General features: G+C 60.5%; 14 protein-coding genes and 1 pseudogene. 1 reads left to right on the top strand and 14 read right to left on the bottom strand.

The window, feature by feature from the left end:
- The 13 genes and pseudogenes from B3C64_RS02945 to B3C64_RS02885 form a co-directional block, all read right to left on the bottom strand.
- A pseudogene (locus B3C64_RS02945) lies at positions 1–551 on the bottom strand (anthranilate synthase component I); the annotation flags it as partial.
- Positions 548–955, bottom strand: coding sequence for a phosphoribosyl-AMP cyclohydrolase (gene hisI / locus B3C64_RS02940; protein ID WP_291533620.1), 408 nt, complete (start codon positions 953–955; stop codon positions 548–550). The pseudogene B3C64_RS02945 and the gene hisI, both read right to left, overlap by 4 nt.
- A 54-nt stretch (positions 956–1,009) precedes the next feature.
- Positions 1,010–1,780, bottom strand: coding sequence for an imidazole glycerol phosphate synthase subunit HisF (hisF, locus tag B3C64_RS02935; RefSeq protein ID WP_291533619.1), 771 nt, complete (start codon positions 1,778–1,780; stop codon positions 1,010–1,012).
- A gap of 104 nt (positions 1,781–1,884) precedes the next feature.
- Positions 1,885–3,066, bottom strand: a complete 1,182-nt coding sequence (gene rlmN / locus B3C64_RS02930) for a 23S rRNA (adenine(2503)-C(2))-methyltransferase RlmN (protein ID WP_291533626.1) — start codon at positions 3,064–3,066, stop codon at positions 1,885–1,887.
- Positions 3,067–3,086: 20 nt separating this feature from the next.
- Positions 3,087–4,073, bottom strand: coding sequence for a phosphatidate cytidylyltransferase (locus B3C64_RS02925; protein ID WP_291533617.1), 987 nt, complete (start codon positions 4,071–4,073; stop codon positions 3,087–3,089).
- 42 nt (positions 4,074–4,115) lie between these two features.
- Positions 4,116–4,670: a ribosome recycling factor gene (gene frr, locus B3C64_RS02920; RefSeq protein ID WP_291533615.1), complete on the bottom strand. Its 555-nt coding sequence runs from the start codon at positions 4,668–4,670 to the stop codon at positions 4,116–4,118.
- A 49-nt stretch (positions 4,671–4,719) separates the two neighbouring features.
- On the bottom strand, positions 4,720–5,469 hold the full coding sequence (pyrH, locus tag B3C64_RS02915; RefSeq protein WP_291533613.1) for a UMP kinase: 750 nt from the start codon (positions 5,467–5,469) through the stop codon (positions 4,720–4,722).
- A gap of 177 nt (positions 5,470–5,646) precedes the next feature.
- Complete coding sequence (gene tsf / locus B3C64_RS02910; RefSeq protein WP_291533612.1) at positions 5,647–6,522, bottom strand: translation elongation factor Ts; 876 nt, start codon at positions 6,520–6,522, stop codon at positions 5,647–5,649.
- Between the two features lie 78 nt (positions 6,523–6,600).
- Entirely contained in the window at positions 6,601–7,419 is an 819-nt protein-coding gene (gene rpsB / locus B3C64_RS02905) for a 30S ribosomal protein S2 (protein ID WP_291533611.1), read from the bottom strand.
- A 258-nt stretch (positions 7,420–7,677) separates the two neighbouring features.
- Complete coding sequence (gene def / locus B3C64_RS02900; protein WP_291533610.1) at positions 7,678–8,163, bottom strand: peptide deformylase; 486 nt, start codon at positions 8,161–8,163, stop codon at positions 7,678–7,680.
- Positions 8,164–8,165: 2 nt separating this feature from the next.
- Positions 8,166–10,193, bottom strand: a complete 2,028-nt coding sequence (locus B3C64_RS02895) for an AMP-dependent synthetase/ligase (RefSeq protein WP_291533609.1) — start codon at positions 10,191–10,193, stop codon at positions 8,166–8,168.
- A 102-nt stretch (positions 10,194–10,295) separates the two neighbouring features.
- The gene (locus tag B3C64_RS02890; protein WP_291533608.1) at positions 10,296–11,027 is read right to left on the bottom strand and encodes a hypothetical protein; all 732 of its coding nucleotides are present in this window, start codon (positions 11,025–11,027) and stop codon (positions 10,296–10,298) included.
- A 224-nt stretch (positions 11,028–11,251) separates the two neighbouring features.
- The gene (locus tag B3C64_RS02885) at positions 11,252–11,857 is read right to left on the bottom strand and encodes an isochorismatase family protein (RefSeq protein WP_291533607.1); all 606 of its coding nucleotides are present in this window, start codon (positions 11,855–11,857) and stop codon (positions 11,252–11,254) included.
- A gap of 203 nt (positions 11,858–12,060) precedes the next feature.
- On the opposite strand from B3C64_RS02885, the gene B3C64_RS02880 reads away from it, so the two are divergent.
- Complete coding sequence (locus tag B3C64_RS02880; RefSeq protein WP_291533606.1) at positions 12,061–13,662, top strand: ABC-F family ATP-binding cassette domain-containing protein; 1,602 nt, start codon at positions 12,061–12,063, stop codon at positions 13,660–13,662.
- Positions 13,663–13,795: 133 nt separating this feature from the next.
- Here the strand turns inward: B3C64_RS02880 and B3C64_RS02875 are convergent.
- Positions 13,796–14,338 (bottom strand): cation diffusion facilitator family transporter (locus B3C64_RS02875; protein ID WP_414632151.1); only part of this gene is annotated, 543 nt, incomplete at its 5' end.

Genomic DNA, 14,338 nt, shown 5'->3' with positions numbered 1-14,338 from the left:
AGCCACACCGATCCGGACACATGGTCGACCACCGCGATGTCGGTGGCCAAGGCCAGCACCGTCTCCGGCTGGCCGGTTTCGTTCGGCGCTTCGGCACGCAGCGTCGGCTCCCAATGGCGGATGGCGTCCCAGCCGACGGTGCCGACCAATCCGCTGGTCAGATTCGGCAGCCCTTCGACACGGGGGGCCTTCAGCACTTTCAGCGCGGCATGGGCGACTTCCACGACGTCACCTTCGGTGGGAACTCCCACGGGCACCTGTCCCAGCCAATCCGCTTTGCCGTGATTGGAACGCAGCTGCGCCATGGAGTTCACGCCTATGAAGCTGTATCGGCTCCACGTTCCCCCATATTCCGCGGATTCCAGAATGAAGGTGCCGGATCGTCCACCGGCGAGACGTTCATAGAAACCGACCGGCGTAAGCGAATCGGCAAGCAGGCGGCGCACAATCGGAATAACGCGGTAGCCTTCGTCAGCCAGCTTGTGGAACTGCTCGCGATTCGGCCATGTCGCGCCCCATTTGAGTGCCTTCACGCTGCATTCGCCGCTCATCGTTGACCCTCCTGTTCCTTAGTACGGTATCCCACGACGACCGGAAGCGTTCCTCCCTCATCGAAGCACGAGCGCTTGCCGGTATGGCATGCGGCACCGACCTGGTCCACCTCGACGAGAATGGCATCGCCGTCGCAGTCCAGCGAGAACGACTTCACATACTGGGCATGGCCCGACGTATCGCCCTTGCGCCAGTATTCCTGCCTTGATCGCGACCAAAACGTGACACGGCCGGTGGTCAGGGTGCGTCGGATGGCCTCGTCATTCATATAACCGACCATCAGCACCTCTTTGGTGTCGAATTGCTGGATGACGGCAGCCACCAATCCTTTGCCGTCTCGTTTGAGACGCGCCGCGATGCGTGGGTCAAGAGTGGTGCTGTTGTCGTATGTTTCGTTGGTCATGATGATATTACGTTCGTTTCTTTACGTTATGTGATTGTTGGCGATGCGCCGAATTCACCGCACGGCATATCCGGCGGAACGAATCGCGTCCTTGACTTCCTTGATGGTGACTTTGCCGTAGTGGAAAATCGACGCGGCCAGCACCGCGTCGGCGCCGGCCTCGATCGCCGGGGGGAAATCCGATGCCTTTCCCGCTCCGCCGGACGCTATGACCGGAATCTTGACCTCCCTGCGCACGGCCTTGATCATTTCCAGATCGAATCCCTGCTGGGTTCCGTCCGCATCCATGGAATTCAGCAGAATCTCCCCGGCCCCGAGTTCCTGGGCGCGCTTGACCCACCAGATGGCGTCGATACCGGTGGATTTACGCCCGCCCATGGTCGTCACCTCGAAACCGGATTGCGTATGGCGCTCCCCTTGTTCGCGACGGGCGTCGACGGACAACACCAACACCTGGTTGCCGAAACGTTCCGCGACGCGGCTGATCAATGTGGGGTCGTTGATGGCCGCGGTGTTGACGCCCACCTTGTCGGCTCCGCAGCGCAACAGGGAGTCGACGTCCTCGGGAGTGCGTACGCCGCCGCCCACGGTCAGCGGAATGAAGATCTGCTCGGCGGTGCGGCTGACCACATCGACCATGGTCTGCCGGTGGGAGCTCGATGCCGTCACATCGAGGAACGTGAGCTCATCGGCACCCTGACGGTAGTATTCCGCAGCGAGTTCGACGGGATCGCCGGCATCGCGGAGATTCTCGAAATGCACGCCTTTGACCACGCGTCCCGCATCAACATCAAGACATGGAATGACTCGGACTGCCAGTGACATGCTGTTTCTCCTTCGTGCGAACGGATGACGTGCGACGTCTGCAAGAGTAGCCGGAGAACATCATGCATGTTCACTCGAAGTCCGAGTATCGGACAGGAGGACGTTCAGTCGCGCTCCTTCGCGGCAAGCTGGCCGCAGGCGCCGTCGATATCTTGGCCACGGGTGTCACGCAATGTGGCCGTGATGCCCGCCCGGTGCAGGATATCGAGGAACCGCTTTTCGTCTTCGGGCTTCGAAGCGGTCCATTTCGAACCTTCGATCGGATTGAGCGGAATCGGGTTGACGTGCGCCCAATTATCGCCATAATGATTCAGTCGCTTGGCGAGCAGCCGCGCATGCTCGGCCTGGTCGTTGATCCCCCTCATCAACGCGTACTCGATGCTGACGCGGCGTTTCGACGCCAGATAGTAGTCATGCGCCGCGTCAAGAACCTGCGTGGTGTTGAAGCGCTTGTTCATCGGCACCAATTCATCGCGCAGCTCATCGCTTGGCGCATGCAGTGAAACCGCGAGGCGCACCGGGATTCCTTCCTCGGCGAGTTTCCTGATGCCCGGAACCACGCCGACGGTGGATACCGTGATGTTTCTCGCGGAGATGCCGAATCCTTCAGGCGGCATGGCGCTGATTTGGCGGACCGCGCTCAGCACCGAACGATAATTGCCCATGGGCTCGCCCATGCCCATGAACACGATGTTGCTGAGGCGTCCCGGGCCTCCTGCGACTTCGCCATCGCGCATGGCCTTGGCCGCGACACGGACCTGTTCGATAATCTCGCCGGCGGACATGTTGCGGGTCAATCCCAGCTGGCCGGTGGCGCAGAAGGGGCATCCCATGCCGCATCCGACCTGGCTGGAGATGCATAATGTGGTTCGCGTCGGGTATCGCATCAGCACGGATTCGATCAATGAGCCGTCGAACAGCCGCCATAGCGTTTTTATGGTGGTACCCTCATCCGCCACCTGCCGTGTGACCTCGGTGATGAGTCTCGGGAAGAAGGACTCTTCGGCCTGCGCGCGCTTCGCCGCGGGAAAATCGGAGAATTCCTCGGCGTTGACATCGAAATGGCCGTAATAATGATTGGCAAGCTGCTTGACGCGGAATTTCGGCAGACCGAGTCCCTTCGCCGTTTCGATGCGCTCGTCCTCGGACATATCGGCGAAATGCAGCGGCGGCTTGCCACGACGCGCATGGTCCTTGGACAGCACATCGCGGAAGGCGCCGGTGGTGCCTCCTGGCGTGATTCCGGTTTCCGGCATGTCCTTCGAGGCTTTTGCGGATTCGCCCATCATGGTGTTTTCCTCTCCCCCTACATTCCCGCGGCCCACAGCAGCACGCATACGAATGGCGCGCTGAGCAAAATGGAATCGACGCGATCCATCACTCCGCCATGTCCTTTCAGCAGATGGCCCATGTCTTTGATGCCGATGTCCCTTTTCAGCATGGAGGCGCACAGATCGCCGAATGTGCCGGCGACGCCGATCATGAAGCCGGCGATGATGGGGACCCACCAACGCCGCGCCCACACAGTGGAGTCATATGTGCAGAGCATCACCGCAAAGGCGCCGATCATGGCGAACAGGATGGAGCCGGCCAATCCCTCCCAGGATTTCTTCGGCGATATGCGGGGACTGAGTTTGTGCTTGCCGAGCCATGCTCCGGCGAATAGGCCGCCCGTATCGCTCAACGCCGGCATGAACACCAGCATGATGGCATGCGCCACAGGATGGTCGTTGAATGTCAACGGCATGATGATGCATGATGCCAGCAAAGGAATATACATCACGGTGAACATCGATACGGCCACATGGCTCAAACGGCTGTGCCGGTGTTCGCCCTGCTCGTGGTTGAACGAGGACTCCAAGCGCGCGCCGGCATCGGTGTGCGAAAGCTTGTCGGCCACCGCCAGCGAGATTCGGCTGCCGAACGTCACTTTGGCGCTTGCCGCGAAAGCCACCAGAACCAACGAGGCCAGCACGCATACGGTCATGGCCACAATGTGCCACTCACTGTAGTAGGTGGCGAGCAACGTGGCCGCCGAGCAGACCCACAGCACCACCACGGGAATATGCAATCCCGCGGTGGCGAAATCGACGCGCAGCTCCCATAGGGCGAGAACCATGAACAGCACGACCAGGTAGACGAACAAATCGACACTGATCAGCAGGCACGCGAGAATGATCGCGACAAGAACGACCGCCGTGGCGATGGCCTGCGGCATGTTGCGTCCCGTTTTCTTGTTGATGGCCTCAATGGCCTCTTCCGCTTCTTTCTCGCGTGATTCCTGATGTTCCATCGTTTCTTCTCCAGTGGCCGTGCGTCGATTACGGTGCAGAGGTCAGACCTCCATGATTTCCTTCTGCTTGGCCTCAAGCAGGGTGTCAAGCTGATCCGTGGTCTGCTTGGTGACCTTGTCGAGCTCCTTGAGCAGACGATCGCCCTCGTCTTCGCCCATGTCGCCGTCCTTGATGGCCTTGTCGATGGATTCCTTCGTCTTGCGGCGAATGTTGCGCACCGCGACCTTGCCGTCCTCGGCCTTGCCCTTGGCCAGCTTGACGTATTCCTTGCGGCGCTCCTCGGTCAGTTCCGGCATGGTCAGTCGGATGACGTTGCCGTCACGACGGGGGCTGGCGCCCAGATCGGAATCGCGCAGCGCCTTTTCGACGGCATTGGCCTGGGAAGCGTCAAACGGGGTGACCGCCAGGGTGCGGGGTTCCGGCACACCGATGGTGGCCACGGCCTTCAGCGGTGTCGGCGCGCCATAGTAGTCCACGGTGATGCCATTGAGCAACGCCGGATTCGCACGGCCCGTACGGATGCCGGAGAAGTTCTCCTTGGTGGATTCCACGGACTTGGCCATCTGGGCCTTGGCCTGTTCGACGATAGTTGCCATTGTTGTACTCCTTAATTGTTGGTTGATCGATATTCGACGTTGAATGTCGTTACTCGGCCAGAGTGGATTCCGCGGTGGAAACCATGGTGCCGAGCTCTTCGCCACGAAGGGCGCGGGTCACGTTGCCGGCGCCTTCGAGTCCGAAGACGCGGATGCGCTGCCTGTTGTCCCTTGCCATCGACAGCGCGGCCGCGTCCATGACGGCAAGATTGTCGACCAGCGCGCGGTTGTAGCTCAGCGTGGCGAAGCGCTTGGCGTTGGCGTCCTTGCGGGGGTCGGCGGTGTACACGCCGTCCACACCGTTCTTGCCCATCAGCACCTCATCGCAATGAATCTCGAGAGATCGCTGAATCGACACCGTATCCGTGGAGAAATAGGGCATGCCGGCACCGGCTCCGAAAATCACGACACGCCCCTTCTCCAGATGGCGGATGGCCTTCAATGGAATGTAGGGCTCGGCGACCTGGCCCATGGTGATGGCGGTCTGCACTCGCGTGGCCTGGCCCTCCTGCTCGAGGAAGTCCTGCAATGCGAGGCAGTTCATCACCGTGCCGAGCATGCCCATGTAGTCGCCGCGGGAACGGTCGATGCCGGCCTGCTGCAGTTCGGCGCCACGGAAGAAGTTGCCTCCACCGACCACGATGGCGACCTGAACGCCATGCTGCACGGCCGGAACGATTTCCTCCGCGATTCGGCGGACGACGGTCGTGTCGATGCCGACCTTGCCCCCGCCGAATGCCTCGCCTGAGAGTTTGAGCAATACCCTGCGCGGATTATCACCAGTGTTTTCGCCAGTCATGAAAAGCCTTTCTTGCTGGAAAACTCACGAAATTTACCGCTCTTAAGAGTATCCGCAAACACAGACACCCGCAGCCTGCGTGCAGGAACCAGCGCAAATGGAAAGGTGGCCGCCATCTTTCCGATGGCGGCCACCTATGACCATGACCATGTGCTGCTCATGGTCTCAGAAGCGGATTCACTCCTCTTCGCCCTTGCCGACTTCGATGCGGGCGAAAGCCAGGGCCTTGCCTCCGACTTCCTTGAACAGATCGCCGACGGTCTTGGACGGATCCTTGACGTAGGCCTGCTCGAGCAGCACGGTCTCCTTGTAGAAAGCGCCCAGACGGCCTTCCACGATCTTCGGGGCGATCTTCTCGATCACGGCTTCCGGCTTGCCCTTGCTCTTGAGCTCTTCGGTGGTCTTTTCGGTGGCCACGCGACGCTCGGATTCCAGCACGTCGGCCGGGACGTCCTCGCGGGTCAGCCACTTGGCGCTCATTGCGGAAATCTGCAGGGCGGCTTCGTGGGCCACGGAAGCGCCGGCCTCATCGGTGGCGATCAGAGCCACGATGCTCGGCGGCATCTCGACGGACTTCTTGTGCGCGTAGACTTCCACGTGCGGTCCCTCGACCTTGGCGAACTGGCCGACCTTGACGTGCTCGCCGAACAGCGCGGCGGCTTCTTCGACGGCTTCGTTCACGGTGGCGTCGCCGGAGGCGGCGGCGAGGACTTCCTTCGCGGAGCCGGCCTCGGCCTTGACCGCGTCATCGAGGACGCTGTCCGCGAATTCCACGAACTTCGGGGTCTTGGCCACGAAGTCGGTCTCCGAGTTCAGCTCGACGGCGTAACCGGTCTGGCCGTTCGCGGATTCCACGACCTTGGAGGCGATGGTGCCTTCCTGGGCCTTGCGGCCTTCACGCTTGCCGGCGGCCTGGATGCCTTTGGCGCGGATGATCTCCTTGGCGCGAGCCACGTCACCCTCGGCCTCGGTCAGGGCCTTCTTAACGTCCATCATGCCGGCGCCGGTTTCCTCGCGCACCTGCTTGATCAGAGCTGCAGTGATTGCTGCCATTGGTTTGTCTCCTCTGAAAAATCGATGATGCACCTGATGATTGGGAGGTGCAACACCTCCCAATCATAGAGCATGGTTTCACTCAGCCTTGGCTTCGCCTTCAGCGGCGGCCGGAGCGTCAGCGGCCGGAGCGCCCTCGGTGAGGAGCTCCTTCTCCCAAGCGGCCATCGGCTGCTCGGATTCGCCTTCGGCCTTCGCGGCCTTGCCGGAACGCTCCAGCAGGCCGTCGGCCACTGCATCGGCCATCAGGCTGGTCAGCAGCTCGATGCCGCGGATGGCGTCGTCGTTGGCCGGAATCGGGTACTCGACGGATTCCGGATCGGTGTTGGTGTCAACGATGGCGACGACCGGGATGCCCAGCTTGTGGGCTTCTTCGACGGCCAGCGCCTCCTTGTTGATGTCGACCACGAACATGGCGGACGGAGTGCGGTTCATGTTGCGGATACCGCCCAGCTGCTTGGCGAGCTTGTCCTTCTCGCGCTTGAGGAGCAGCAGCTCCTTCTTGGTCAGACCGGAGCCGTGGACGTCGTTGAAGTCCATCTCCTCGAGTTCCTTGAGGCGTGCGACACGCTTGGAAACGGTCTGGAAGTTGGTCAGCATACCGCCGAGCCAACGCTCGGAGACGTACGGCATGTTCACACGGGTGGCCTGGTTGGAGACGGCTTCCTGGGCCTGCTTCTTGGTGCCGACGAACAGGACGGTGCCGTTGTGCGCGACGGTGGCCTTGATGAAGTCGTAGGCCTTGTCGATCATGTCGAGCGACTTGAACAGGTTGATGATGTGGATGCCGTTGCGCTGGGTGAGGATGAACTGCTTCATCTTCGGGTTCCAACGACGGGTCTGGTGGCCGAAGTGCAGACCTGCCTTCAGCATGTCGCTCATAGTGATCTGAGCCATGGTATTACTACCTCTTTCTTGTCGGTTCTTGCCTGGCCATGCGTTCCTGCGTGCAGCCGGGACCTTACGGTTCCGACCGACCGACACAGGCCGTCGCGAGCATGACGCGAATTGGTCGCGCGCCGGTTGACAATATCGGTTGGTTCAGGGCTCTCGCGACAAGGTCCTTCGCCGGATGGCGCACAAGTTGTAAAAATACCATGGGGTCCCGTCTTTTGCGATGGGACCCCAGGTCGTCTATGCGACGCGGCCGCGCCGTCACTGGCGATGGCTGCGCATGTAGCGCATGGCCTCGCGGCGTTCCTCTTTCTCAAGGCGATCGAGATAGACGTGTCCGTCCAAATGGTCGGTCTCATGCTGCAGCATGCGTCCCATAAGACCATGTCCCTCCAACACGACCGTCTTGCCATCCAGATCGATGCCGCGCACGCGGGCGTAATCGGCACGGCGTGTCTTGTACCACAATCCCGGCACGGACAAGCAGCCTTCATCGCCGTACTGCTCGCCGCTGGTCTCCTCCAGCACCGGATTGAGCACGTATCCGATTTTCCCGTTGATGTTGTAGGAAAACGCGCGCAGGTTCACCCCGATCTGATTCGCCGACAATCCGGCACGTCCCGGATCGTTCACCGTGTCCAGCAGATCCTGGACGAGATGCCGCACCGCGGGCGTGATCTCCCTGATGGGGTCGCACGGCGTGCGCAGCACCGGATCGGGCACAACACGAATCTCACGTATCGCCAAGGTTATTTCTCCTCGCTGTTGTTTCGTTCCTGGTCGTCCGAAAGCCCATCTGACGCCTGTGGGTCGGCGATGGATCCGTCGGACTGCTTCTTGATTTTCCCCTGCATCGTATCAAATGCCTGCCGAACCTTGGGGCTCACGGATTCCGAAGCCTGCTTCACCGTCTCCGTGGTGCGGTCAAGGATCTGCACGGTCTTCGGCACCGGCCTGCCGGAGGCTTTCGGCGCATAGAGCACGTTGTTGATGACATCGGCATAGCGTTGCAGGACCTTGGGCCTGACGACTTTCAGACTTGCCGTCAGAGTGCCGTTGGCCTGGGTGAATTCCTCGTCGAGGATTTCGAATTTGCGTACCGATTCCGCGCGGGAGACGTTTGAATTCGCCTTTTCGACGTACTGCTGTATGAACGCACGCACCGCGTCGTTCTTGGCGATCTGCTCCATCGGCATGCTCGAGTCGAGCCCCTGCTGCGCCAGCCAGGAACGCACCATTTCCTGATCGAGCTCGATCAGCGCGCCGATGAACGGCCTGCCGTCGCCGACCACCACACCGTGCGACACGATCGGACAGGTGTCGATGATGTCCTCCATCGGGGCCGGGCTTACGTTCTTTCCCCCGGCGGTGATGATGATGTCCTTTTTGCGGCCGGTGATGTATACGAATCCGTCATCGTCGATGGTTCCCAGATCACCGGTTCTCAGCCATCCATCGGGAAGTTTCACATCGGCGGTCAGCTCCGGTTTCTTGTAGTATCCCAGGAAGACGTTGGGACCCATCACCTGAAGTTCGCCGTCGTCATCGGTCCTCACGCCCATGCCCGGTCCCGGTTTGCCCACGGAGCCCACGCGGTTGGCGTTCTGCCAATTGACGATCATCGGCGCGGCGGTCTCCGTCATGCCATACCCCTGGATGAAGGTGATGCCGTCCATGCCGTTGAAGAAATGCGCGAGGTCGACGTTCAGGGGCGCGCCGCCGCAAGCCAGATATTTCATGTTCGGTCCCAATGCGGAGCGAATCGACTTGCCCACCGTCGACATGAAGAAGGAGTGTTCCATCCGATCGACGATGGAATGCCCGCCGCCTTCCTGGCCGTCCTTCGACCATTTGACGAAATGCCTGAACGCCCGTGCGAACAGACGTCCCTTGATGCCTGCGCCCGCCTTCTGCGATGCCGCGTTGTAGACCTTTTCGAACACGCGTGGAACGCCGAGCAGATATGTGGGTTTGAAACTGCGCAGGTCGGCCAGCAGATGCTTGGCGCCCGGCAGATATCCGACGACACCGTGGCCGCCGATCGCCACATATTGGATATAGCGCGCGAAGCAATGCGCCAGCGGGAGGAACAGCATCAGACGGTTCGGCTGGTACAGCATGTCGTCCAGGATGATGTATCCGTTGAGCACGATATGGGTGAAATTGCGGTGCGAAAGCATCGCGCCCTTCGGACGACCCGTGGAACCGGAGGTGTAGACGATGGTCAGCATGTCGTCCGCTTTCACCCGGGCGATGGCCCGTTCCAAAGCATCATCGTCCACCCCCTGCCCGAAGTCGGCGACCGCGTCCAAGCCGTCGGCCTTGAAATTGAACACATAGCGGAGCCCATCGTGCTCGTCGCGAATCTGCTCGAGGATCTGCGTGTGCGCGCTGTCTCCGGCGAAAGCGATGACGGGGTCCACCTCGTCCACGATGGAGGCGGCCTGTTTCGCGGAATCCGTCTCGTATACGGGGACGCTCACCGCTCCGATGGCGGCGCAGGCGAAATCGACCACGCCCCATTCATAGCAGGTGGGCGAATAGATGACCACCATGTTCCCGGCCTTGACACCGAGGCCAAGCAGACCCTTGGCGACCTCTTTGACGCGGTTCAGCATCTGCCCCGCGGTCACGTCATGCCATTGACGGCTCCCCTCGTCCTGCCATTGGGCGATAAGGTCTTCTGGATCGTTCTCGGCCCGTCGTGCAAGCAAAGCGTATACGGTATCCTCATCCGTGGTGCTATACGCAGGTTCCGGTATAAATTCTCGCAACATGAGACCCTATACTAGTTGCCATTCATGCCAGGCACGCTGAAAGACCCTTGGGAGGGGCTATTCCCAGCCCCTTCCAAGGGTCTTGACGGAGTCATCGCGGCATCAGCCGAAATCGGCGACGGCGCATTTCCAAATCGACCCTTTATAGATGAACGAGGTGTTGCAACTCAGTTTGGTGTTGCCGATGCTGAGCAGGGCGGAGCATTCGAAACGCGTCGGAGAGGTCAGCCAGCCGTTGACGAAGAAGATGTCGACGGGGAGCAAACCGTATTTCGCATACAATCTGGCGTCATTGCGCATATGTTTGACCAGCAGCTCCGAAGCGGTCATGAGCTTGCGCATGCACTCCTTCGTCAGAAGATGCTCCACCCGAGCGGGTTTCTGTTTCCCTCTGAACACGTCGATGACGTCGCACGACAATCGCGCCGCCAGCATTGCGAGATTATGGGCCTGTTCGGCGTCCCATGCCGCCGTGTCTATGCGTACGAGATGGAACGGAACCGTTTTCCCGGGGACGTCAGTGCCAAGATACCCGTTATATGTGGGAAGCGACTCCTTGGCGCGTGTGATGAAATCCGACCAGCGGACGCTCTCCCCCGCGGAGCTTGAAAGCACCGCGTCCAATCCGGAAGAGGGTATCTTCTCGTCGAGATCTTCCTGCTCCTCTTCCTCATCGGACTCATCGGTCTCGACCTCTTCGGCATCGCCGGCATCGTCGCCGTTTTCCATTGCCTCGTCTTTTTCGGGATTGTGTTCCGCCGATTCGGCGTTCCGGTTGGCGTCATCCCCCGAATCGGAGGGAGGTGGCAGTTCTTCCTCATACGGTTCGCTCATGCGCACCGCCTTTCTCTCTAGTGTTCACTCGCCGTCGAGTGGACCTTCCCTCATATTTAACCCGCGTTTCCGCACCCCCGTCAAACGGGGAGCGAATATTTGCGCGTATTTGGACATATTCGTCTCAATACGTGGCGGAGTCGCTCCCGCACGAGGGCGGGAACGCCGTGCTCCCGCCCTCGGAAACGCCTAGACTCGTCATTCACGCCAAACCGGCAGCGCAATCAATCGAGGATGATTCCGGCCTCGCGCATCTGGCGGCGCGCCCGCTCACCCGACTCCTCGCTGACGGGCTCGGTCAGATCCTCGATGACATGCACCTCATATCCGAGTTTTCTCGCATCAAGCGCCGTTTCCTTGACGCAATGCGATTCGGCCAAGCCGACCACATCGACTCGCGTGACGCCCGAGGCCCGCAACGCATCGGCCAGCGTCCGTCCGGCAGCCATATCCATGGCGACCTGCTCGCGTGTGGGAATGGCATCGGTGTTGTCCTCATACCCTTCGAACCCCGAATACGAAGGCGAATACTGCCCTTTCTTGAAATGGTGCCCGACATGCAAGGCCGCGATGGCGGGATGCAATTCGGCGTTCGGCGTGCCGGCCTTGCCGTGCACCGGCCATGTATCGACGAAATCAGGGTGGGCGGACCAATGCGAGCCGGGCTCGATGTGCCAATCCTGCGTCGTGGCGATATACGCATACTCGTCGCCATGCGCGCTCACATATTTCGCGATGCGATCGGCGACGGCGTTGCCGCCCTGCACGCCGAGTTCGCCGCCCTCGCAGAACGTCGGTTGCACATCCACGATGATCAAGGCCTTTTCCATATCCGCTCCTTGCCGGTATTGCCGTTTACCGGCAAGTCTAACTTCCCGCGAATACGTTTCCGTTCCGACGTGCCGCATCATTGCGAATCGGAGCGGTTGCGGGTGTTCGGTATGATGTTCGATTGGCGTTTGACCAGAAAACGAATACGAACCGCATGACAGGCGGCATAGTGATTTTGAGGAAAGAACAGAGGTATTGAGGCATGGCGATTGAGGCGCAGGGGCTTGAGATTCAGATTGGCGCGCGCACGTTGCTGCATCCCACCAACTTCCATGTCGCCAAAGGCGACAAAATCGGTCTCGTCGGCCGCAATGGCGCCGGCAAGACCACGTTGACCCGCGTGATCACCGGCGACATGCTGCCGACGGCCGGCAAAGTGCGCGTCTCGGGCAAGCTTGGTTACCTCCCGCAGGACACGCATGCGGCGGATCCCGAGCAGACCGCGCTCGACCGTATGATGAGCGCTCGAGACATCGCCTCCATCATCAAGCGCATACGCAAGGCCGAAAAGGACATGACCGACCCGGATCCGGACATCATGACCAAGGCCATGAACCGTTACGACAAGGCCATGCAGGATTTCGAAAAGGCCGGAGGCTACGCGGCGCAGTCCGAAGCGACCGCCATGGCGGCAAGCCTCGGACTGCCGCAAGAGGTGATGGGCCAGCAGCTGGGCACGCTCTCCGGAGGACAGCGTCGACGGATCGAATTGGCAAGGATTTTGTTCTCCGACGCCGACACGTTGATCCTCGACGAGCCGACCAACCATTTGGACGCCGATTCCATCGAATGGCTCCGTGGCTATCTGAAGAAATACGAAGGCGGATTCCTGGTCATCTCCCACTCGACGGAGCTGCTTGACGAAGTGGTGAACAAGGTATGGCATCTGGATGCGCAGCTCGGCCAGATCGACATGTACTCGCTCGGATGGAAAGCCTACCTGCATCAACGTGTGGTGGATGAGGAACGTCGCCGGCGCGAACGCGAGGTGGCCGAAAAGAAGGCGGAACGCCTGATGCAGCAGGGCATTCGCCTGCACGCGAAGGCGACCAAGGCCGTTGCCGCGCAGAACATGATGCGCCGCGCGGAAAAGCTGCTGGAAAACACCTCGGAGGCGCAGAAGAAGGAGAAGGTGGCGGATATCCGCTTCCCGGAACCGGCCCCCTGCGGACGCACGCCAATCATGGCGAAGGACATTTCCAAGGCATACGGTTCGAACATTGTTTTCGCAGGCGTGAATCTGGCCATCGACAAGGGTTCCCGTGTGGTGATCCTTGGCTACAACGGCGCGGGAAAGACCACGACCCTGCGTCTGCTCGCCCATCTCGAGGATCCGGATACCGGTTCCGTGGAATACGGCCATGGCTGCAAGATCGGATATTTCGCCCAGGAGCACGACACATTGGACCTGGACGCGACCGTATTGCAGAATCTGATCCATGTCGCGCCGGAGCTCGACGACACCCAGGCGCGTTCGATTCTGGGTTCGTTCCTGTTCTCCGGCGATGACGCGCTCAAGCCGGCACGCGTGCTCTCCGGCGGCGAGAAGACGCGACTGGCCCTGGCCACGCTGGTGACCAGCCGTGCGAACGTGCTGCTGCTTGATGAGCCGACCAACAACCTCGACCCGGCCTCACGCGACGAGATTCTGAAGGCCATCTCGAAATACGAGGGCGCGATCGTGCTGGTCACCCACGACGAGGGCGCCGTCGAGGCGCTGAACCCAGAACGCGTGCTGTTGATGCCCGACGGCGACGAGGATCTGTGGAACGACTCCTATCTGGATCTGGTCGCCGAAGAATAATCAGTCGTCTGCCAATGACGCCGATGGCTCGGGGCGCTGGAAGGAACGATGCTCCTTCCAGCGCCCCGAGCCATTAATCGTCACAGCGGCGTTCTCTCCCATGCCGACTGTGCGAACGGTACCTATGCGCGAATCAGGCGTGCACGTGCTTGGCGTTGTAGATGTCCGGCTCAACGTAGATCTCGAAGTTGTACCATGGCAACGCGCCTCGTACGGACTTCTCGATCTTGTCGACGGTCTGCACATCGTAATCACGGTCGAATTTGCTGGTCTCCACCTTGACGCACAGCAGAATATCATCCTCGGACATATGCACGGTCTGCATGTTGAGCAGCCGTTCCACACCGGCCGTGGAGGTCACGGCCTCGACGATCTTCTTACGAGTGTCAGGATCGACGGCCTCCCCGACCAGCAACGAACCCGACTTGAATGCCAGCAGCAGGGAGCCGGCGATCAGCACCAAGCCGACCATCAGACCGCCAAGCGCATCGAAAATCTCATTGTCCAGCAAAATCGCCAGTCCAATGCCAACGCCCGCGAAGAACAAACCTATCAGCGCCAGCGTGTCCTCCATGATCACCGACGCCAGCTCCGCGGATTTGGTGCGGCGCCAGAACCGGTACACACCCATATGCGGCGTATTGGTGCGGATCATGCGTTCATTGGCCTCTTTGAC

Source organism: Bifidobacterium sp. UBA6881, assembly GCA_002451435.1.
Taxonomy (GTDB): Bacteria; Actinomycetota; Actinomycetes; order Actinomycetales; family Bifidobacteriaceae; genus Bifidobacterium.
Note: the sequence above shows the minus strand (reverse complement) of the source record. Positions and strands in the feature narration are given on the sequence as shown.

Excerpts from the sequence above, each read along its gene's own strand:
- hisI (WP_291533620.1), bottom strand. The coding sequence starts at position 955 with ATGACCAACGAAACATACGACAACAGCACCACTCTTGACCCACGCATC.
- hisF (WP_291533619.1), bottom strand. The coding sequence starts at position 1,780 with ATGTCACTGGCAGTCCGAGTCATTCCATGTCTTGATGTTGATGCGGGA.
- rlmN (WP_291533626.1), bottom strand. The coding sequence starts at position 3,066 with ATGGGCGAATCCGCAAAAGCCTCGAAGGACATGCCGGAAACCGGAATC.
- B3C64_RS02925 (WP_291533617.1), bottom strand. The coding sequence starts at position 4,073 with ATGGAACATCAGGAATCACGCGAGAAAGAAGCGGAAGAGGCCATTGAG.
- frr (WP_291533615.1), bottom strand. The coding sequence starts at position 4,670 with ATGGCAACTATCGTCGAACAGGCCAAGGCCCAGATGGCCAAGTCCGTG.
- pyrH (WP_291533613.1), bottom strand. The coding sequence starts at position 5,469 with ATGACTGGCGAAAACACTGGTGATAATCCGCGCAGGGTATTGCTCAAA.
- tsf (WP_291533612.1), bottom strand. The coding sequence starts at position 6,522 with ATGGCAGCAATCACTGCAGCTCTGATCAAGCAGGTGCGCGAGGAAACC.
- rpsB (WP_291533611.1), bottom strand. The coding sequence starts at position 7,419 with ATGGCTCAGATCACTATGAGCGACATGCTGAAGGCAGGTCTGCACTTC.
- B3C64_RS02895 (WP_291533609.1), bottom strand. The coding sequence starts at position 10,193 with ATGTTGCGAGAATTTATACCGGAACCTGCGTATAGCACCACGGATGAG.
- B3C64_RS02890 (WP_291533608.1), bottom strand. The coding sequence starts at position 11,027 with ATGAGCGAACCGTATGAGGAAGAACTGCCACCTCCCTCCGATTCGGGG.
- B3C64_RS02885 (WP_291533607.1), bottom strand. The coding sequence starts at position 11,857 with ATGGAAAAGGCCTTGATCATCGTGGATGTGCAACCGACGTTCTGCGAG.
- B3C64_RS02880 (WP_291533606.1), top strand. The coding sequence starts at position 12,061 with ATGGCGATTGAGGCGCAGGGGCTTGAGATTCAGATTGGCGCGCGCACG.